Consider the following 20,736-nt stretch of genomic DNA (forward strand, 5'->3'; position numbering starts at 1 on the left):
GGAGGATTTCCTTGAAAGTCACAAATTGAGCAGATAATTGACTAATTTTAGGAAGGATTTCCCTAATCCGCAAAGTGGTGTGATGTGAAGCTTAATGCAACGTTAGTGGAATTGAATTGCAGCTCATAATAAATGAAGCACTCCTTCAAGGAGGATTCATTCGCTTTAAAGCTATCGGCAGAGACACGATTCTACACATAATCGTGAATGGTTTTTAGATTTAACCCATAAATATGGTGGAAAGTAACGGAGGGAATTTTGGAACTGTAGGAGCGGAGCGTTCGCCTTTGTCTCCGGATGTTATCCGCTGATAGCGGTAAAATCAAAAACATCTGGAGACAACAGCGACCGAAAGTCCAAACTTCCCGCAGTTACGCCCCGTCACCATATTCATCGCCCTACCATCAGTTAAGCTTCAATATCGAAGAATTATCAACAAAAGTAGCCGTATTAAACAGCATCAATACATCCTTAATATCATTTTGAGCCATATAATCACTGATACTCCCGTTATAATAACGGATGTCGATCACGTGGATCTCATGCACATGCTGAGCCAGAAAAGGGATGACACTATGCGCATAGGAGTCCTTGATGACGAGCAGCTTCTCCTGTTTGACCACTTTAGGATCAAGCTGGCTTGTGATTTTCATGAGGGCATGAACGCCCCCTAGGAAATAAGAGTACTTATCTTTTTTCTCCAAATAGCTTGAATCGTACATACTTGTTAAAGTCTCACCCGTATCTACAATATGCATCTTGGTGGATACATCATGAACAGGCTTATACACTTGAATGGAATCTGGCGCCACTCCGTTAAATTGACTCCGCGTATGGTAGCTTCCAAGGAACGAATCGCTTACCGTCTCAATCTCGAATTCGCTCTGGGATAGAGGCAGCCATCCCAGACTTTTAGCATAAGCTACATAAGCCAAATAAGCGCCGTAGGTTGTCCAGTGATGATCGGTCCGATAATAAATGTCCTCTGCGGCATGAGGAGCAAGAACATTAAATCCATTTATAAAAGTAAGGCTATTCCCTACATCCTCAGCAATCGTTTGATTCACCTCGGCTTGCGAATATACGGGTGCTAACCAGGGCAGACGCTCGTTGTACAAGCCTACCGATGTCGGCGCAAGCAGAAAGGTCGTTTTAGCTTCAGCATTTTTATCGGCAAAACGCTTCACAGCCGCTGTATATTGCTGAACCTTATTGTGATCAGGTGCCTCGAATTTTTCGAATAAGTAGCCGTCTTTCCCCTTATATATTCCGTTATTTTCTTGCTGCAACCTCATTTGCTCCATCGCCGATTTCACCCATACCCATTTGGCGCGAAAAGGGAAGTGATCGGTTACGAAGCTTTCCGCCTCTTCCGCGTAGGTATGGGATAATAAATTGTCCCATGTCAGTTGGGGAGCGCTTTGCAAATATCGGTTTTCTAGCTCAGAGAAACGTTGAACAGGCAGTAAGAAAAAGGTTATACCCACCAGAAACAGCGTCGCGACAAATCCCACCACTAGTATTCGATCCGTTCTCTGCTTCATAAACAATCACCCCCTAGAATCGGAAATATAAGAATGGGTTAAAGGTAGCATCCACTAAGTAAGCGACAGATAGGAAGAATAGCACGCCATACCAAACCAGAGAAGGAATCGTTTCAGCATCCATACGCTTGGAGAGTTTCAAAGGTACAGATGCTAATATGAGTACCAAAAGTAGAATCGCGTTTGTGTAAGTGAAGTATAAAGTTGTGTTATTCCACAATGGCTGGCCATTAAAACCGAGCATCGCTTGCAAATAACTCAGCACCAACGGAAGTTCTTCAAAGGCAAACAAGACCCATCCGATGAGGATAAGTACAATGGAATAGAGATGCCTAGTCCAGCGCGGTAGACGGCTCAGCAGTTTTAGTCCCCACCATTTTTCAAAGATAAGAATGACCCCAAAGTATAATCCCCAGAACAGAAAGTTCCAGCTCGCCCCGTGCCAGATTCCCGTCAACAGCCAGACAATGAGGATATTGCGCACTTGAATGCCTAAACCCCGGCGGTTGCCTCCAAGCGGGATATATACGTAGTCACGAAACCAACTGCTAAGGGAAATATGCCATCTCCGCCAGAAGTCGGTAATGCTCTGTGAAATATAAGGTTTGTTGAAGTTCTCGTTAAAGCGGAAGCCGAACATAAGTCCGAGGCCAATCGCCATATCCGAATATCCACTGAAATCAAAATAGATCTGAAAAGCAAATGCAATAACGCCAATCCAGGCGGTTAAAGCAGGCATGGAATCTAGATTGGAGCTGGAGATGGTGTGCCAGAGCAAACCGATGTTATTGGCAAGCAGCACTTTTTTGGCTAGTCCGATAATGAATCTTCGTACACCCTCTGCGAACATGGGGATATCCACCGAACGCGCTCGTAATTGCTCTGCAATGGTGTTGTATTGAACGATAGGACCGGCTACTAATTGCGGGAACAAGGCTACAAACGTACCGAAATCAATCCAATTTCGCTGTGCTTTAGCAGTTCCTCTGTATACGTCAATGATGTACGACATGGATTGAAAGGTATAGAACGAAATCCCAATAGGTAGTGGTAAATCAGTTAATGGGATATGAGTACCGAGGAGTTCATTTACATTTTGGATGAGAAAATCTGCATATTTGAAATACGACAATAAGCCCAGGTTAATAACCATAGAGCTAACCACAATCCACTTGCGCTGTACCTTAGTTAGCTTCGGTCTACTAAGAAGTAGACCAAAGCCGTAATCCGTAATGGTGGACAGCAACATAATTACAATGTAGACGGGTTCGCCCCAAGCATAAAACACCAGACTGCTTAAGAACAATATGAGGTTTTTGATTCGCCAAGGCGAAACATAGTAGAGTGCAAGGACAGCCGGCAGGAACAGGAATAGGAACAGTAGGCTGCTGAATACCATCGCTAATTATTTTTTAGTAAACAAGGTATCAAATTCAGTCACCAGCTGATCAGCACTCTCCGAAATCACGAATAAGATGTAATTGCCTTTTGTGACCAGCTTATAATTTTGGGCGTTCTCATACTGATCCGGAAGGTATTGTTCGAATTGCTTTTGAATATCAGTCGCACGCTCTTTGACGGCGGTTTCGACAGTAGAGATATCTTTTGCATCTTTAACTTTTAAAATGGCAATTTCGTTACTTTTCACATTCATCATTGGCATTCTAATGCTATAATCTTCAAGTAATGATGGAGCTAGATGGTACAGCTGAGCCACCATATCTTCTTCAACTTCCATTAATGAAGGCTGTTCCACTTTTGCGAGCATCTCGTCGATCATTTCTTTCGGCGTCAGATTGGTTTCGACAACGGCTTCATTGTTACTACTGGAACAGGCGCTAAGCATTACACTTAATACAATAGTTAACGCTAGAATGAAGGTATGTTTTTTCAATTAGGTCACTCTCCTTGGTGTGTTTGATCTACGTTTCTCTAGTTAACTAACGTAAAGAGTCTATAGAATGTTGCGGGACACTTTCTTTCGAATACTTTACCCCAATTTTGTGGAAATATGTTTGAAGGAAAAGGTCATGCAAAGATCTTCCTCTCTTAGCTTGCGCAATGGTTGGTTATACTGTTAATGTTAGATAGATAGTTTTGAATAGAAGGGGATTGAACGGAATGATCGAAGAACTGAACAATAATGGACTACCGGAGAATTACGAGGAATTAAAGAAAGCTGCCAACCGCTCTGCGGATTGGAGAGCCCGTCTAGAAGCTGTTGAAGAACTGGGACAGACTAACCACAAACAAATTATCGATATCCTGACGCGTTTAATGGAGAGCGATCCTGTATATACAGTTCAAGAAGCGGCTTACCTTAAACTGAAGGCATTCGGCGAAGATGTTAAAGCACCTTCCAAGAATAAACCGGAGCTAGTAAAAGGCGTATCCAAAATACTCCTGAGAATCAAGAAGAGCTTGCCAAGAGATCATTCGTACGAAGATTTCAAAGAGAAACTGAAGAAGATGAGAATCGACGTGTACGATATTTACGAAGGCGAAAAGGGCGCTGACTTTGACGCTTGGCTGATGAAGATGTGGAATTCCTCGAACAAGTAAAGGATGACAACATGCAAACTAACAAATTGACAGAACAATTTCAAGAATATCTCAAGCTTTCCGCTGACTTACGTCCTGACTATATTGCCAGCTTAGGTAAGGGTGATAATGAAGCGAAGATTACGGCGATTTTTCCGGAAGCCCCTGAACTGCTGAAGGCCATTTATAACACAGTTTCGGGTACAAGCAGTGAGGAAGAAGAACCAAGTCTGATCGAATTTATTCCAGGATATCGTCTAATTCATATTAATGAATATGAAGCAGAGATGAAGATTTTAGCTGGAATATTGGAGGAAAAAGGCCATCAAGCGGATGGCGTTATCTTGCCGATCTTAACGAATTACGGTAGCGACTTCATTTGTTACTATAAATCTGCAGATGGTGTGGAACGTGTATGTGACCTGCTGCATGATTTTGGGGATCTGATTGTCATGTATGAATCACCTGAAAAGTTCCTGGAGACTTTATGTGAGTTCTACAAGCAGGAGGTTTATTTCCTGGATGAAGAGGGTTACCTCGATTGCGATTTAGTAAAAGAGGGCGAAGTAGGTGCGGCTCTAAACCCGGATGCGAAATATTGGTCCGAGTAACAAGCTGATACCCTATAAAGAAGAGCAGCAGTCCTATTACGGACTAGCTGCTCTTTGTTTATTAAATATCTACTGTTATGTTACTCCTGCGCAGCACGTTTCTCCTGCTCGCGAAGCTCTACTCTCCGTATTTTTCCGGAGGTTGTCTTCGGAAGATCTTGAATGAACTCGATTTTGCGTGGATATTTATAAGGAGCGGTCCACTCTTTAACATGGGATTGCAGCTCCTTCACAAGCTCTGGAGAAGCGGCGGTCTCATCTTTTAGTACAATAAAAGCTTTAACGATATGTCCGCGGATTTCATCCGGACTTGCAACGACCGCGCATTCCTTAACCGCAGCATGCTTCATAAGGGCTTCTTCTACTTCGAAAGGACCTATGGTGTAGCCCGAACTAATGATAATGTCATCTCCACGGCCCTCGAACCAGAAATAACCCTCTTCATCTTTCCGTGCCCGGTCACCAGTTATGAAGAACTCGCCGTGAGTAGAGCTTTCTTTTCTGCCAGGGTCTTTGTAATAGGTATGGAATAACGCTGGCATGCTTAGGTGCACTGCGATATCTCCAACAACTCCAGCAGGTAACGGAATACCGTCCTCATCTACCACTTCAATTAGACCAGGAGCAATAGACTTACCCATAGAACCTATTCGGATAGGTGTATCTTTGAGAGTACCGATAATAAGCGTACTTTCTGTTTGACCGTAACCATCACGAATCGTGATATTGAATTCACGCTGGAAGGTGTTGATAACCTCTTGATTCAAAGGCTCTCCAGCGGAAACCGCGCAGCGAAGGTGGGACAAGTCATACTGATTGAGATTTTCTAATTTGGCCATCAAGCGATATTCGGTTGGCGTACAGCATAATACCTCGATGTTGTGATCTTGTAACAGCTGCAAATATTTTTTGGGATGAAAAGATCCACTATATACAAAGCCGGTCGCCCCGTTGCCAAGGACGGTTAGGAAGGGGCTCCAGATCCACTTCTGCCAGCCCGGTGCTGCTGTTGCCCAAACGGTGTCGGTTTCTTTGATATCGAGCCATTGAGGCGATGTGATACGTAAGTGAGCATAACCCCAGCCATGACTGTGAACGACTGCTTTAGGGTTGCCAGTTGTTCCAGAGGTATATGCCAAGATCGCCATATCGTCGCGGTGGCTTTCGACTGCTGTGAATTTATCTGGCTGATCAATCATTAGGCCTTCCAGATCTAGCCATCCATGACCGAGCTCGTCAGGGTCGCCGGATACGGAAAGACGGTAATCCAGAGCAGGCAGATCGTCCGAGATTTTATTAACTTCATCAGTGACCTCGGACCAGGCAATAACAGCTCTGGCTTCGGAATGCCGCAGACGATAAGATAAATCCTTTGCGCGAAGCATTTCCGATGAAGGGATAATGGCAAGTCCTAGCTTCAGACATGCTAAATAGATGACATAAGCGATGATTCGACGGGGAACCATTACAAGAACACGATCCCCTTGCTGAAGGCCGAGTGCTGCGAGCCCTCCGGCAAGCTGGTTAGCTTGCTTGCGAAGATCTCCGTAAGTGATCTCCTCGTAGTCTCCTTGTTCATTCAACCACTTAAGCGCAATTTTTTCCGGAGCATGACGTTCCATTTCCGAAGTGAGATTGTAGTACTCAGGTGCGATCCACTGCTGATTATCCAATATGAACCTCTCCTATATAAAACAAGATGTGTATAACTGTTATGCTTAGTATAGCACGTTATACTAGTACCAGGTACTAGTACCTTGAGGCTTAAATTTGATATCATAGGGTTTAGAAGGTTAAGATAACTTGTGTAAATATAAATCCAGAAAGTGAGAACTATGTTATGAATCACACAACTTTTGATGAAATATTCGCCATTATGGAAGCCTCTTTTCCTACCTCCGAGATCAGAACCTATGAGGGACAACAGGAGTTATTGGATGTTTCACATTACCGATTGATTACCGAAGGGAATGCTGAGGGGAAAATCATTGCTTTTATAGCTTGCTGGGAGTTTCCAGGATTTCGATTTGTAGAACATATTGCCGTGGACCCAAGTATAAGAGGTGGGGGCATTGGTAAAAAGCTGATGGAAGAATATATCCGTCAGTCGGGCAAGCCTGTGCTTCTTGAAGTAGAGCCGCCACTGGGTGAAATGGAACAACGGAGAATTGGCTTTTATGAGCGACTGGGCTTCCATTTGAATCCTTATGCGTATGTGCAGCCCCCTCTGCGTGAGGGAAATGCGGATTTACCGCTTCAAATTATGACTTACCCTAACCCAGTCGATGTAGAAGAATTCAATCTTTATAGAGAAATTTTATATACAGAAGTGTATAAGGTTACAACGCCGTATCAAAGTTAATCTAACTGCAATCCGTACGATCCTTTTTAGGACAAGCGGGTTGCTGTTTCTATTTTTTTTGAATTAATGATATTTTGATTTTTTTAATTACAAAATGGGTACAAGTAAGAAACAACTTAGAGACATAATCTTATTTTGTTTGAGCTAAAGTAAGAACAAAGATTGAACTTTCGAGGAGGGCTTACTTATGAAAAACAAAAAAATAATTATAGCAACAATGGTGTTTGGGATGGTAGTCACAGGATCAGCCGGTGTGTACGCAGGAACTAAACTTCAGAAAATCACGGCATATCTCAATCACAGCATAGGATTTAAGGTGAATGGCACGGCGTATACGCCAGTTGATAATAAAGGAAATGCACTGGCACCAATTACGTATAACAATACAACCTATCTTCCTGTACGTGCGATTGCTGATGTGATGAAGGTGCCCGTGACCTTTGATGCGGTGAACAATCAGGTTATTCTTGGCACAGGAGGCTCAGTGACTGACACTATTTCTCTGACTCCAGTACAATACAGCAACACTCAGAAAGAAGAGATTGTTAAAGCCTTCGCTAATTTCCAGGGTTTTGAAACAGCCTATGCACCTACTCAAATGGTGAGTGGAGACGCATTTCAAAAAGTAGTGGGTTCAGATGATGGTGTGAACTTTCTGTTTAAGCAGATGAAGGTGAACATTTCTCCTCGTGATTACGCTTACGAATATAAAGGTGAAACCGTAAAGCTCTCTAACGGAACCGAAGCTAAATGGTATAGTCCATCTACCGATTCGTTGTTCTTGACCTATAAACTGGATGATCGTTTTGTTACTATTAGTTCCCCGAATAAAACACTGAGTAAGACGCAATTAGAAAAAGTAGCAGTGAATGTAGTGAAATGGACGAAATAAGCCCTCATTAGCACTTATCTTTGTGCCTTAAAAAGTAAAGCAGCAAGTCTCCCATAGTTGGAGAGGCTTGCTGCTTCTTTGTCGTGTTTGGGAGCCAATGATTTAAACGCTTTTACTTACTGTGCTGTTTATTTGGCAGCTTTTGACTTGGTGTACTTTTACCGTGATTTTCTTTATTCTTTTCAGCTTTCTTTTGAGTATCGTGTACTTTTTCTACAAAAGCATGAGTATCGTCCATGTTTATCCTCCTTGATTGGCAACCTTGCCGTTACTGTAACCACTTTTGTAAGAATACATACACGATGTACTTTACAAACTTCTATGTTTATAAAGACATTGCGAAAATATTTAATAGTTACTATAAATGGATGCAAGCATTTCATAGAACAGTAAGGGAGACTGATTATGAACAGGTTATTTAAACAAGCTGTATCCATGACCTTAGCTTTCGTTATGGTACTGGGAATTACATTCACAGGAATACCAGCTTATGCTGAAGACAGCAATGGGGATGCTGGACTACTGCAATTACAATCGTTAGAGCCTGTTACATTATTGGCAGGGAATTCTACGTGGAAGTATCTAGATCACGGAACAGATCAAGGGACGGTATGGCGGTCCGTGTACGATGATTCAACATGGGCGTCTGGCCAAGCGCCGCTTGGTTATAAAGATAGTGGATCCGGAGTCAGCAGCAAGCAATTTGGTGCTCTGAACACAAATATAAGCTACGGTTCTAATAAGAGTATGAAATATCGTACTTCTTACTTCCGTACAAACGTAACGGTGAATAAGGAAGAGATTGCGAAATCAGATAAAATCTTGGGTAACTTCGCATTTGATGACGGAGCTGTACTATATTTGAACGGCAAAGAAATCTACCGTGAGGCTATGCCAGCGGGCGAAATTAATTTTCAAACAAAAAGTTCAACTAACTTAAGTGATCCAAACGAATATACCAAGGTAGACCTTACCGAAGTAGTAAAGGCTAACTTGAAGGATGGAAGTAATGAGCTTTCAGCTGAGGTGCATCAGTCGAGTGATGGTAGCTCTGACCTCTATTGGGATATGAACCTGATTGCTTATCCGGTAGTAGAGCCTGTAGACCCTGGAGTTGGGAAGCCTGAGTCTATCGCACTTACTTTTAACGGAAACCCTCAGACTAGTATGGGATTCAACTGGTATGCACCTGAGAGTGTGACGGGTACCAAGCTTGAAGTAGTAGAAGCTTCTAAATTAGTGGATGGTCAGTTTCCGGTAGGTGCTCAAACTTACGAAGGAACATCGGTTACAACAAGCGTGTATATGACCAAAGCGGATAAGTCAGCCAAGAAACCAGTAGTACTGACTAGTCATAAGGTCATTGCTGATCATCTGCAGCCGGGAACGGTGTATGCTTACCGTGCTGGGGATGGACAAGCTGACAATTGGAGTGACATCGGAACGTTTACAACAGAAAGCTCCAGTAATCAGGCATTTAAGTTCTTATATACAACGGACTCTCAAGGTACAACTGAAGGTGATTTTGATATTTGGAATCATACCCTTCAAGAGGGATTGGCTAAATTCCCGACAAGTGAATTCATTCTGAATTCCGGTGATTTGGTAGACAACGGTGATATTGAGGAGCAATGGGGATGGTTCTTCAATAAACCAAAGGATATTCTAGCAAATATTCCATTGGTTCCACTGGTAGGTAATCATGAAAGTAAGAGTTATAGCAATTACACAACTCATTTTAATTTACCTAATGTCTCGAATACGGGCGCAAAACCAGATGGCTCTGTATATTCTTTTGACTACGGTTCAGCACACTTTATGGTTATTAATACAGAATATTATGGTGCTAGCTCGAGTCTTGAGAATAACGAAATTTACAAAAAACAAGTAGAGTGGCTGCGCAGTGAAGCCGCGAAAAGCGATCAGAAGTGGAAGGTTGTGCTCTTGCATAAATCACCTTATTCTGTTGCCAGTCACACAAATGATACAGATGTACTCTATTACAGAGCTAATTTGACAAAGGTATTTGATGAGCTTGGTATTGACATGGTTATCGGAGGACATGACCACACCTATACTAGAAGCTATCAAATGTACAACAATCAGCCGTTGACGGATATTAAGCCGGATAAAAACGGAGTGGTAACTGATCCTAAGGGTACGTTATACCTGATTACAAATGCAGCGGGCAATAAAAAATATAATGTTGGCGCAGGTCCGTTTCCTTTTGCAGCTAAATACGAGCAGCCTGGTAAGGAAATGTTCACAGGAATGACTGTAACGAATAATGAATTTTCATACGAAGCCTACACCACGACAACTGGTGGATCTACTGACTTGTATGATAAATACAGCATTCATAAGTCTGATGTAGCTGTTAAACCTGTGCAAAATGCAAAAGCTACTGTAGCAGATGGCGGTAAAATCACGTTAACTTGGGATGCGCCTGCATCCGGTGCACCGGTATCAGGATATCGCATTTATGAGCAAAATGATCTGGTATCTGCAAACTGGACGGTCAGTGTTCCTAATACGGAAAGTCAAACTTCTTATAGTTACACTGTAGAAAATACTAATCCGAACCAAGCCTATCAATTTGTTATCAAAGCTGTAAGTGACAGAACCAATTCAGAAGCTAAAATTGCTTCTAGCGATTCTATCAAAAAAGTTACCGTTACCATTAACGGCGATCCAGTGAGTGCAAAAGGATTCACTTGGTACACAGCGTTGAAATCTGCAGGAAGCGACCTGCAGATTGTAGAGAATACGGGCGTTACTCCAGACTTTACAAAAGCTGCTGAGTTTACAGGCCGTTCAGCTGTTTCCAGAAATTCAAAGGATGAATTAGTTCATAAAGCTGAAGCTTCTGGCCTTAAGGCTGATACGAAATACTACTTCCGTGTAGGTGATAAAGCACTGGGATTGTGGAGTGCAGTGGGAACTTTCGAAACAGCTGCTAAGACAGGTGCATTTACTTTCATCGATCTGGCGGACACACAAGCTAAGACCGAAGATGAGGCTATTCTTTCTGGAGAAACGATGGCAAAAGCACTTACGACATTCCCGAATGCTGAGTTTGTGGCGATTAACGGAGATATCGTAGATACTGGAACCAATGAATCACAATGGAATTGGTTGCTTGGCCATTCACAGGAAACCTTGCTCAATACCACTATTGTTCCAGTTGCGGGGAACCATGAGGATAAAGCGAATGCCTTCTATGAGCACTACAATATTAAGGAAGCCGCAGGCTCACCAACAGAAACAGGAGCATACTATTCCTATGATTACAGCAATGCGCACTTTGTAGTCTTGAACACGAATGAGAATTCGGATGAATATGCTAACTTCAGCAAGGCACAGTTGGATTGGATGAAGGCCGATGTAAAAGCAGCGAAGGCTGCTGGAGCGAAGTGGATTATCGTCGCTATGCATAAAGGACCATACACAACCTCTAACCACGCTACTGACAAAGATATTATGGGCGCTAATGGAGAAAGAGCGAAAGTCGCTCCAATGATGGCTGAACTGGGTATTGACCTGGTGCTTCAAGGTCACGATCATATCTATGCACGAACCAAGCCAATCAAGGCTGACGGAACTGCAGCAGACACAGTGAAAATCAAGGAAAGCTTCAATGGTCAAACGGTAGAGTACACAGTAAACCCAGATGGAACAATCTATCTGATTCCAGCTACGGCAGGAGCGAAGGTTTACTATAAGAACATGAAGAAAGAATTGGGAGATGCTTACTATAATCTCTTTGAAGTAGCCAATGAGAATACAGCAGCTAAATACGGAGCGGACCCAAGTGATGCTACGCGTCCAATGCGCGGTCAAGTTCAGACCTTTGTTGGTATCACTGTAGATGCAGGGAAGCTGACAGCTGTATCTTATGAGATTGATCAGAATGTTAATGAGGCTAAACCATATGTTCTTGAAGAGTTCGGTATTGTTAAGGGCGATGAGAATGGTGGAGTTACACCAACACCAACGCCAACACCAACGCCAACAACAGAGCCGACAACAGCACCAACAACAGCACCAACAACAGCACCAACAACAGCGCCAACAACAGCACCAACAACAGCACCAACAACTGCACCAACAACAAAACCGACAGCAACACCAACACCAACAGTAGCGCCAACAGCTACACCAGCACCGACAACGGCGCCTTCACCAACTGCGACGCCAGTTAGTAAGCCATCTTTAACGGATACTAGCAATCACTGGGCGGCTGCTGTTATCGAGAAAGCAGTAGCAGCTGGCTTCGTTAGTGGTTATCCGGATGATACTTTCCGTCCGAATCAGAAAGTAAATCGGGTTGAATTTATCACAATGCTGGCACGTGCATTACAATTACCGGAGAATGGTGACACTTCAAGCTTTAAGGATTCTGCGAAGATTCCAGCATGGGCTAAGTCTTTTGTGGCACAGGCTGTATCTCTGCAAATTATCAGTGGCTATGATGATGGAACATTCCGTCCTACACAGGAGCTAACACGTACAGAATTAGCAGTTATGGTTGTTCGCGCTCTTGGTATTACAGTAGATCCTAAAGCGACATTAACCTTCAATGATGCTAAGGATGTACCAGCATGGGCAGTGCCATATATTGCAGCAGCAGCGAAATCAGGCCTTGTGAATGGTGTAGGGCAGAATAAATTTGCACCTAACCAGAAGGCAACAAGAGCAGAGGCGGTTACCATAATCCTTGCATTATTAGAAAAAGGGCAGAAGTAATCTATTATCTGCGTGAATTGAACTCAAGCTTAGCTTGTATCTAACAAAGGGGTCTCAGCTTATCTGCTGGGGCTCTTTTGTGTTTAATGCTTTTTGTATAAGAGGCCATCACTTTGCCGGAAACATCACTAAGGAAGTGGACTATTATGATGAAGAAGTAACAGAATACAAAATAATATGAATTTTAAAATAATGCTTGCAATGAATCTCTATACATGATATATTCTATTTCTGGCCGAGAGACACACATGCCGAGCTCGAAAAAGAAGTTAAAAAAAGAGCTTGACATTAAACGGCTGAACATGATATAGTATAAGAGTTGCTGCTGAGACATTAAACGGCGCCAACGAGAACTTGATCTTTGAAAACTGAACAACGAGTGAGTAGGAAATCACGAAAGTGAAATCCAAAATTAGAGAATTAATTTTCTCGTCAGATGTTTCAAAATGAGCATATCGCTCTTTTCAATACTAATTGGAGAGTTTGATCCTGGCTCAGGACGAACGCTGGCGGCGTGCCTAATACATGCAAGTCGAGCGGAGTTATTTTGAAAGCTTGCTTTCAAAATAACTTAGCGGCGGACGGGTGAGTAACACGTAGGCAACCTGCCCCTTAGACTGGGATAACTACCGGAAACGGTAGCTAATACCGGATAATTTCTTTTTTCTCCTGAAGAAAGAATGAAAGACGGAGCAATCTGTCACTGAGGGATGGGCCTGCGGCGCATTAGCTAGTTGGTGGGGTAACGGCCCACCAAGGCGACGATGCGTAGCCGACCTGAGAGGGTGAACGGCCACACTGGGACTGAGACACGGCCCAGACTCCTACGGGAGGCAGCAGTAGGGAATCTTCCGCAATGGACGAAAGTCTGACGGAGCAACGCCGCGTGAGTGATGAAGGTTTTCGGATCGTAAAGCTCTGTTGCCAGGGAAGAACGTCCGGTAGAGTAACTGCTATCGGAGTGACGGTACCTGAGAAGAAAGCCCCGGCTAACTACGTGCCAGCAGCCGCGGTAATACGTAGGGGGCAAGCGTTGTCCGGAATTATTGGGCGTAAAGCGCGCGCAGGCGGTCATTTAAGTCTGGTGTTTAAACCTTGGGCTCAACCTGAGGTCGCACTGGAAACTGGGTGACTTGAGTACAGAAGAGGAAAGTGGAATTCCACGTGTAGCGGTGAAATGCGTAGATATGTGGAGGAACACCAGTGGCGAAGGCGACTTTCTGGGCTGTAACTGACGCTGAGGCGCGAAAGCGTGGGGAGCAAACAGGATTAGATACCCTGGTAGTCCACGCCGTAAACGATGAGTGCTAGGTGTTAGGGGTTTCGATACCCTTGGTGCCGAAGTTAACACAGTAAGCACTCCGCCTGGGGAGTACGGTCGCAAGACTGAAACTCAAAGGAATTGACGGGGACCCGCACAAGCAGTGGAGTATGTGGTTTAATTCGAAGCAACGCGAAGAACCTTACCAGGTCTTGACATCCCTCTGAATCCACTAGAGATAGTGGCGGCCTTCGGGACAGAGGAGACAGGTGGTGCATGGTTGTCGTCAGCTCGTGTCGTGAGATGTTGGGTTAAGTCCCGCAACGAGCGCAACCCTTAACTTTAGTTGCCAGCAGGTTAAGCTGGGCACTCTAGAGTGACTGCCGGTGACAAACCGGAGGAAGGTGGGGATGACGTCAAATCATCATGCCCCTTATGACCTGGGCTACACACGTACTACAATGGCCGGTACAACGGGAAGCGAAACCGCGAGGTGAAGCCAATCCCATCAAAGCCGGTCTCAGTTCGGATTGCAGGCTGCAACTCGCCTGCATGAAGTCGGAATTGCTAGTAATCGCGGATCAGCATGCCGCGGTGAATACGTTCCCGGGTCTTGTACACACCGCCCGTCACACCACGAGAGTTTACAACACCCGAAGTCGGTGGGGTAACCCGCAAGGGAGCCAGCCGCCGAAGGTGGGGTAGATGATTGGGGTGAAGTCGTAACAAGGTAGCCGTATCGGAAGGTGCGGCTGGATCACCTCCTTTCTATGGAGAATCGTCTTCTGCAATGAAGACATTCAAATCGGAAGTTAAACTTCCAAATCTCAGGTTTAGGCCTGTTACTCACTCGTTGCTCAGTTTTGAGAGTTTAAGCTCTCAAGTAAGACTTGATCCTTGAAAACTGGATACCGAAACGAATTTGCGTTTTAGAACATCTTTTAGCAACTTGTGCAAACAAGTAAATGTTATTAGTGAGATGATTCCAAAAGAAATGTCATTCTATGATATTTTCCTGCGGAAAAATCAAGGTTAAGCTAATAAGAGCACACGGAGGATGCCTAGGCGCCAGGAGCCGACGAAGGACGTGGCGAACAACGAAACTGCCTCGGGGAGCTGTAAGCAAGCTTTGATCCGGGGGTGTCCGAATGGGGAAACCCAGCTGTGGTAATTCGCAGTTACTCATCTCTGAACACATAGGAGATGTAGAGGCAGACCAGGGGAACTGAAACATCTAAGTACCCTGAGGAAGAGAAAACAATAGTGATTCCGTCAGTAGCGGCGAGCGAACGCGGAACAGCCTAAACCTAAGAGCTTGCTCTTAGGGGTTGTGGGACGTCTCACATGGAGTTACAAAGGAATATGGTAGGCGAAGAGGTCTGGAAAGGCCCGCGATAGAGGTAAAAGCCCTGTAACCTAAACTGTGTTCTCTCCGAGACGGATCCCGAGTAGTGCGGGGCACGTGAAACCCCGTATGAATCCAGCAGGACCATCTGCTAAGGCTAAATACTACCTGGCGACCGATAGTGAAACAGTACCGTGAGGGAAAGGTGAAAAGCACCCCGGAAGGGGAGTGAAATAGAACCTGAAACCGTGTGCTTACAAAAAGTCAGAGCCCTATTTATGGGTGATGGCGTGCCTTTTGTAGAATGAACCGGCGAGTTACGTTTAACATGCAAGGTTAAGTCGAGAAGACGGAGCCGCAGCGAAAGCGAGTCTGAATAGGGCGATTTAGTATGTGGACGTAGACCCGAAACCGTGTGATCTACCCCTGTCCAGGGTGAAGGTGCGGTAACACGCACTGGAGGCCCGAACCCACGCATGTTGAAAAATGCGGGGATGAGGTGGGGGTAGCGGAGAAATTCCAATCGAACTCGGAGATAGCTGGTTCTCCCCGAAATAGCTTTAGGGCTAGCCTCGGTATAAGAGTAGTGGAGGTAGAGCACTGATTGGGTGCGGGGTCCGCAAGGATTACCAAGCTCAGTCAAACTCCGAATGCCATATACTTATTGCCGGGAGTCAGACAGTGAGTGCTAAGATCCATTGTCAAAAGGGAAACAGCCCAGACCATCAGCTAAGGTCCCCAAGTGTGTGTTAAGTGGGAAAGGATGTGGAGTTGCACAGACAACCAGGATGTTGGCTTAGAAGCAGCCACCATTGAAAGAGTGCGTAATAGCTCACTGGTCGAGTGACTCTGCGCCGAAAATGTAACGGGGCTAAACACACCACCGAAGCTATGGCTAGATACGTATGTATCTGGGGTAGGGGAGCGTTGTATGTGGGTTGAAGGTGTACCGTAAGGAGCGCTGGACAGCATACAAGTGAGAATGCCGGTATGAGTAACGAAAAGATCAGTGAGAATCTGATCCGCCGAAAGCCCAAGGTTTCCTGAGGAAGGCTCGTCCGCTCAGGGTAAGTCGGGACCTAAGGCGAGGCCGAAAGGCGTAGTCGAAGGACAACAGTTTGAAATTACTGTACCACCGTAATCCGCTATGAGCGATGGGGTGACGCAGGAGGGTAGTGACGCGGACTGATGGATATGTCCGTCTAAGCAGTGAGGCTGATGTGTAGGCAAATCCGCACATCGTTAAGGCTGGGCTGTGATGGGGAGTGAAAATTATAGTAGCGAAGGTCATGATCTCACACTGCCAAGAAAAGCCTCTAGCCAGGAGAAGGTGCCCGTACCGCAAACCGACACAGGTAGGCGAGAAGAGAATTCTAAGGCGCGCGGAAGAACTCTCGTTAAGGAACTCGGCAAAATGACCCCGTAACTTCGGGAGAAGGGGTGCCCCGGTAGTGTGAATAGCACGAGGGGGCCGCAGTGAAAAGGCCCAAGCGACTGTTTAGCAAAAACACAGGTCTGTGCGAAGCCGCAAGGCGAAGTATACGGGCTGACGCCTGCCCGGTGCTGGAAGGTTAAGGGGAGTGGTTAGGGGTAACCCGAAGCTATGAACCGAAGCCCCAGTAAACGGCGGCCGTAACTATAACGGTCCTAAGGTAGCGAAATTCCTTGTCAGGTAAATTCTGACCCGCACGAATGGCGTAACGACTTGGGCGCTGTCTCAACGAGAGATCCGGTGAAATTTTAATACCTGTGAAGATGCAGGTTACCCGCGACAAGACGGAAAGACCCCATGGAGCTTTACTGCAGCTTGATATTGAATTTGGGTACGATCTGTACAGGATAGGTGGGAGCCGTAGAAATCGGAGCGCAAGCTTCGGTGGAGGCGCCGTTGGGATACCACCCTGATCGTATCTAGGTTCTAACCTAGTACCCTAATCGGGTACGGGGACCGTGTCAGGCGGGCAGTTTGACTGGGGCGGTCGCCTCCTAAAGAGTAACGGAGGCGTTCCAAGGTTCCCTCAGAATGGTTGGAAATCATTCGAAGAGTGCAAAGGCATAAGGGAGCTTGACTGCGAGACCTACAAGTCGAGCAGGGACGAAAGTCGGACTTAGTGATCCGGTGGTACCGCATGGAAGGGCCATCGCTCAACGGATAAAAGCTACCCTGGGGATAACAGGCTTATCTCCCCCAAGAGTCCACATCGACGGGGAGGTTTGGCACCTCGATGTCGGCTCATCGCATCCTGGGGCTGAAGTAGGTCCCAAGGGTTGGGCTGTTCGCCCATTAAAGCGGTACGCGAGCTGGGTTCAGAACGTCGTGAGACAGTTCGGTCCCTATCTGTCGTGGGCGCAGGAAATTTGAGAGGAGCTGTCCTTAGTACGAGAGGACCGGGATGGACGTACCGCTGGTGCACCAGTTGTTTCGCCAGAAGCATGGCTGGGTAGCTACGTACGGACGGGATAAGCGCTGAAAGCATCTAAGCGTGAAGCCCCCCTCAAGATGAGATTTCCCAATTAGTAAGACCCCTTGAAGACGACGAGGTAGATAGGTTGGAGGTGGAAGTGCAGTAATGCATGGAGCTGACCAATACTAATCGGTCGAGGGCTTATCCTATACTTAGAACGCAAATTCAATTCGGATTCAGTTTTCAGGCGACTCAAGCCTGAGCATTTACGCTGTAAATGCCCGTTTGGTGGCGATAGCGGAGGGGTTCCACACGTACCCATCCCGAACACGACCGTTAAGCCCTCCAGCGCCGATGGTACTTGGACCGAAGGGTCCTGGGAGAGTAGGACGTCGCCAAGCGGACAACCACATAACCCGTGGTATTTTTTTTGCCCTTAATATTGATGTGTCTTAAAAAGGGCCTTTAGCTCAGCTGGTTAGAGCGCACCCCTGATAAGGGTGAGGTCGGTGGTTCGAGTCCACTAAGGCCCACCATATTCCCTGATAGCTCAGTTGGTAGAGCACTCGACTGTTAATCGAGTTGTCACAGGTTCGAGTCCTGTTCGGGGAGCCATTTATGGAGAGGTGTCCGAGTTTGGCCGAAGGAGCACGATTGGAAATCGTGTAGGCGCCACAAGCGTCTCGAGGGTTCGAATCCCTCTCTCTCCGCCACAAAGTTTATTAGCATGGCCCGTTGGTCAAGGGGTTAAGACACCTCCCTTTCACGGAGGTAACATGGGTTCGAATCCCATACGGGTCATAACATGGAGGCTTAGCTCAGCTGGGAGAGCATCTGCCTTACAAGCAGAGGGTCGGGGGTTCGATCCCCTCAGCCTCCACCATATTCATTTAAGAACGACGCGGGGTGGAGCAGCCCGGTAGCTCGTCGGGCTCATAACCCGAAGGCCGCAGGTTCAAATCCTGCCCCCGCAACCAAATTTTCCTTAAGCATGATGTTTTGGGACTAGCTGGCGTAGTGTAAATGAATAGTATATAATTATTAAATGACGCGGGGTGGAGCAGCCCGGTAGCTCGTCGGGCTCATAACCCGAAGGCCGCAGGTTCAAATCCTGCCCCCGCAACCAATTTACTCTTATGCATTATGTCTATGGAACCGTGGTGTAGTTGGCCTAACATGCCTGCCTGTCACGCAGGAGATCGCGAGTTCGAATCTCGTCGGTTCCGCCATTTAGTTAATTATTGTTGGGGATTAGCCAAGCGGTAAGGCAACGGACTTTGACTCCGTCATGCATAGGTTCAAATCCTATATCCCCAGCCATTTATGAGAGCCATTAGCTCAGTTGGTAGAGCACCTGACTTTTAATCAGGGTGTCGAAGGTTCGAGTCCTTCATGGCTCACCATTATTTTCAAAGTGTGCGCGTGTGGCGGAATGGCAGACGCACCAGACTTAGGATCTGGCGTTTCACGACGTGGGGGTTCAAGTCCCTTCACGCGCACCATATTTTGCGGAAGTGGCTCAGCGGTAGAGCATCGCCTTGCCAAGGCGAGGGTCGCGGGTTCGATTCCCGTCTTCCGCTCCATAATTTTTGCGCCCTTAGCTCAGCTGGATAGAGCGTTTGACTACGAATCAAAAGGCCGGGAGTTCGAATCTCTCAGGGCGCGCCATTTTTATTACTAAGTAATTACATGTTTTGACGGGATGTAGCTCAGCTTGGTAGAGCACCTGGTTTGGGACCAGGGGGTCGCATGTTCAAATCGTGTCATCCCGATTTTATACCTTTGCGGGTGTAGTTCAATGGTAGAACTTCAGCCTTCCAAGCTGATAGCGTGGGTTCGATTCCCATCACCCGCTTATAATTAAGAAACATCTGTCTATTATAGGCAGGTGTTTTTTTTGTATAGTTACATTCATATGGATACAATAGAACTTAGGGCTTTTAGTTGAGGAGGTAGCAATGTTTGAATTTGAAGCTAAATTAGTGCGACCTGATGCAAGTGGGAGCTGGACTTATCTTAACGTCCCTTTTGATGCCGAACAAATATTTGAAACAAAGTCCAGAATACAGGTAAAAGGAAGTGTAAATGGAATCCCCTATAGAGGAACGCTTATGCCCCATGGAAACGGAAAGCATTTTATGGTGGTAAAGAAAGAACTACGGGATCTAGCCAAAGCTCAACCTGGTGATATTGTGCATGTGACGATGGAGCAAGATCATCAATTACGGGAGGTAGAAGCCCCTAAGGATTTCCTTGATGCGTTGAGTAGTCATGAGCAGGCAGAAGCTTATTATAACGGTCTGGCTTATTCTTATCAGAAGGAATATGTATCTTGGATCGAAGCGGCGAAAAGACCTGAAACCAGAGCATCTCGTATCGAAAAATCAGTCAGTAAACTGGGTGAAGGCTTGAGGCTCAAATAAAAGTATGAAGAGTGCTTAGCAGGCTGAATAGATGAACAGCGTCCTCTTCCATAAGATTGGAAAGGGACGCTGTTAATGTTGGTGATATGTGCAAGTGGGCTTAAATAAGAACGGCCACCTCACCACAATTCACAAACTTAATACTTTCGATTTTTACTGATAACTCACCTGAAGGAATAGCTAGCTGACATGTACTGCCGATCTGAGCTAACAGCAACTGCATGCCAATAGGCGAGAACATTGAAATCTTGTTATCATTGGGTTCTGCCTGGTTTGGAAATACGATGGTGTAGGTATCTGTAGTATTGTCGTCTAAGTAGCGTAGCTGAAGCTGACTTCCAATCAATACGAGTGAATTCAATTCTTCACCACTAAAACGGGAAAGTAATTGTTCCAGCTCGGAGCAATAACGGGACAACAGCGTTTCAGCATTACTTCTTTGTTTGCTTCGTTCCGGGAAATACTGATTTAGAAATGCGATTTTTTCCTCATCAAAATAAATAAGCTGCTGGACCAGTTGTGTCCTTGAGCCTTCATAAATTAGACTATGGTTCATAGTAGATTTCACCCCCTCTAAGTAGCACATTCTTTGCAAATTTGTTATGA

At 45.6% G+C, this 20,736-nt stretch carries 12 protein-coding genes, 15 tRNA genes and 3 rRNA genes; 24 read left to right on the forward strand and 6 right to left on the reverse strand.

From position 1 onward, the window contains the following. Nucleotides 1-404 precede the first annotated feature (404 nt). From NSS87_RS04035 to NSS87_RS04045, 3 genes are read right to left on the reverse strand one after another with little or no spacing between them, the layout of a single operon-like run. On the reverse strand, nucleotides 405-1,544 hold the full coding sequence (locus NSS87_RS04035) for a DHHW family protein (RefSeq protein WP_339244973.1): 1,140 nt from the start codon (nucleotides 1,542-1,544) through the stop codon (nucleotides 405-407). Between the two features lie 13 nt (nucleotides 1,545-1,557). Continuing rightward, nucleotides 1,558-2,943, reverse strand: a complete 1,386-nt coding sequence (locus NSS87_RS04040; RefSeq protein WP_339244975.1) for an MBOAT family O-acyltransferase — start codon at nucleotides 2,941-2,943, stop codon at nucleotides 1,558-1,560. A 6-nt stretch (nucleotides 2,944-2,949) separates the two neighbouring features. Next, nucleotides 2,950-3,438, reverse strand: a complete 489-nt coding sequence (locus NSS87_RS04045) for a DUF4358 domain-containing protein (protein ID WP_042184975.1) — start codon at nucleotides 3,436-3,438, stop codon at nucleotides 2,950-2,952. Between the two features lie 227 nt (nucleotides 3,439-3,665). Between NSS87_RS04045 and NSS87_RS04050 the strand changes: the two genes are divergently transcribed. Continuing rightward, nucleotides 3,666-4,106: a HEAT repeat domain-containing protein gene (locus NSS87_RS04050; protein WP_042184977.1), complete on the forward strand. Its 441-nt coding sequence runs from the start codon at nucleotides 3,666-3,668 to the stop codon at nucleotides 4,104-4,106. Between the two features lie 11 nt (nucleotides 4,107-4,117). Further along, complete coding sequence (locus tag NSS87_RS04055; RefSeq protein ID WP_042184979.1) at nucleotides 4,118-4,696, forward strand: SMI1/KNR4 family protein; 579 nt, start codon at nucleotides 4,118-4,120, stop codon at nucleotides 4,694-4,696. 80 nt (nucleotides 4,697-4,776) lie between these two features. On the opposite strand, the gene NSS87_RS04060 is transcribed toward NSS87_RS04055, so the two are convergent. Further along, nucleotides 4,777-6,372, reverse strand: a complete 1,596-nt coding sequence (locus NSS87_RS04060) for an AMP-binding protein (RefSeq protein ID WP_339248425.1) — start codon at nucleotides 6,370-6,372, stop codon at nucleotides 4,777-4,779. A 164-nt stretch (nucleotides 6,373-6,536) separates the two neighbouring features. Here NSS87_RS04060 and NSS87_RS04065 point away from each other — a divergent pair, with 164 nt between their 5' ends. Then, nucleotides 6,537-7,058 (forward strand): GNAT family N-acetyltransferase, encoded by a 522-nt coding sequence (locus tag NSS87_RS04065; protein ID WP_339244979.1) that lies wholly within the window; start codon nucleotides 6,537-6,539, stop codon nucleotides 7,056-7,058. Nucleotides 7,059-7,245: 187 nt separating this feature from the next. After that, nucleotides 7,246-7,950 carry a hypothetical protein gene (locus NSS87_RS04070; protein ID WP_339244981.1) on the forward strand — a complete coding sequence of 235 codons (705 nt, stop codon included), beginning with the start codon at nucleotides 7,246-7,248 and terminating at the stop codon, nucleotides 7,948-7,950. Between the two features lie 112 nt (nucleotides 7,951-8,062). Here NSS87_RS04070 and NSS87_RS04075 read toward each other — a convergent pair whose 3' ends face one another. Next, the gene (locus NSS87_RS04075) at nucleotides 8,063-8,188 is read right to left on the reverse strand and encodes a DUF4023 domain-containing protein (RefSeq protein WP_052404154.1); all 126 of its coding nucleotides are present in this window, start codon (nucleotides 8,186-8,188) and stop codon (nucleotides 8,063-8,065) included. A 167-nt stretch (nucleotides 8,189-8,355) separates the two neighbouring features. On the opposite strand from NSS87_RS04075, the gene NSS87_RS04080 reads away from it, so the two are divergent. The 20 genes from NSS87_RS04080 (at nucleotide 8,356) to NSS87_RS04175 (ending at nucleotide 20,130) form a co-directional block, all read left to right on the forward strand. Next, nucleotides 8,356-12,696, forward strand: coding sequence for an S-layer homology domain-containing protein (locus NSS87_RS04080; protein WP_339244983.1), 4,341 nt, complete (start codon nucleotides 8,356-8,358; stop codon nucleotides 12,694-12,696). Nucleotides 12,697-13,167: 471 nt separating this feature from the next. Next, nucleotides 13,168-14,725 (forward strand): 16S ribosomal RNA (locus NSS87_RS04085). Nucleotides 14,726-14,987: 262 nt separating this feature from the next. Next, nucleotides 14,988-17,916, forward strand: a 23S ribosomal RNA gene (locus NSS87_RS04090). A gap of 75 nt (nucleotides 17,917-17,991) precedes the next feature. Beyond that, nucleotides 17,992-18,108: ribosomal RNA gene (rrf, locus tag NSS87_RS04095) — 5S ribosomal RNA — on the forward strand. The 16S, 23S and 5S rRNA genes sit together here with 15 tRNA genes alongside, the layout of an rRNA operon. A gap of 58 nt (nucleotides 18,109-18,166) precedes the next feature. Continuing rightward, nucleotides 18,167-18,243: transfer RNA gene (locus NSS87_RS04100), tRNA-Ile, on the forward strand. 3 nt (nucleotides 18,244-18,246) lie between these two features. Beyond that, nucleotides 18,247-18,322, forward strand: a tRNA-Asn gene (locus NSS87_RS04105). 5 nt (nucleotides 18,323-18,327) lie between these two features. Then, nucleotides 18,328-18,420 (forward strand) — tRNA-Ser (locus NSS87_RS04110). Between the two features lie 16 nt (nucleotides 18,421-18,436). Beyond that, a tRNA-Glu gene (locus NSS87_RS04115) sits at nucleotides 18,437-18,508 on the forward strand. A gap of 6 nt (nucleotides 18,509-18,514) precedes the next feature. Then, a tRNA-Val gene (locus NSS87_RS04120) sits at nucleotides 18,515-18,590 on the forward strand. Nucleotides 18,591-18,607: 17 nt separating this feature from the next. Continuing rightward, a tRNA-Met gene (locus tag NSS87_RS04125) sits at nucleotides 18,608-18,684 on the forward strand. Nucleotides 18,685-18,756: 72 nt separating this feature from the next. After that, nucleotides 18,757-18,833, forward strand: a tRNA-Met gene (locus tag NSS87_RS04130). 25 nt (nucleotides 18,834-18,858) lie between these two features. Continuing rightward, nucleotides 18,859-18,936 (forward strand) — tRNA-Asp (locus NSS87_RS04135). A 16-nt stretch (nucleotides 18,937-18,952) separates the two neighbouring features. Next, nucleotides 18,953-19,027, forward strand: a tRNA-Gln gene (locus NSS87_RS04140). Nucleotides 19,028-19,034: 7 nt separating this feature from the next. Next, nucleotides 19,035-19,110, forward strand: a tRNA-Lys gene (locus NSS87_RS04145). Nucleotides 19,111-19,125: 15 nt separating this feature from the next. Next, nucleotides 19,126-19,209, forward strand: a tRNA-Leu gene (locus tag NSS87_RS04150). 6 nt (nucleotides 19,210-19,215) lie between these two features. Further along, nucleotides 19,216-19,290: transfer RNA gene (locus tag NSS87_RS04155), tRNA-Gly, on the forward strand. An 8-nt stretch (nucleotides 19,291-19,298) separates the two neighbouring features. Then, nucleotides 19,299-19,375, forward strand: a tRNA-Arg gene (locus NSS87_RS04160). Between the two features lie 30 nt (nucleotides 19,376-19,405). Next, nucleotides 19,406-19,479, forward strand: a tRNA-Pro gene (locus tag NSS87_RS04165). Between the two features lie 12 nt (nucleotides 19,480-19,491). Continuing rightward, a tRNA-Gly gene (locus NSS87_RS04170) sits at nucleotides 19,492-19,562 on the forward strand. A 103-nt stretch (nucleotides 19,563-19,665) separates the two neighbouring features. After that, complete coding sequence (locus NSS87_RS04175; RefSeq protein ID WP_042184989.1) at nucleotides 19,666-20,130, forward strand: YdeI/OmpD-associated family protein; 465 nt, start codon at nucleotides 19,666-19,668, stop codon at nucleotides 20,128-20,130. Between the two features lie 100 nt (nucleotides 20,131-20,230). Here NSS87_RS04175 and NSS87_RS04180 read toward each other — a convergent pair whose 3' ends face one another. After that, nucleotides 20,231-20,686 (reverse strand): GreA/GreB family elongation factor, encoded by a 456-nt coding sequence (locus tag NSS87_RS04180; protein ID WP_042184991.1) that lies wholly within the window; start codon nucleotides 20,684-20,686, stop codon nucleotides 20,231-20,233. Between the last annotated feature and the right edge of the window lie 50 nt (nucleotides 20,687-20,736).

The organism is Paenibacillus sp. FSL F4-0243 (assembly GCF_037963295.1).
Lineage (GTDB): Bacteria > Bacillota > Bacilli > Paenibacillales > Paenibacillaceae > Paenibacillus_AQ.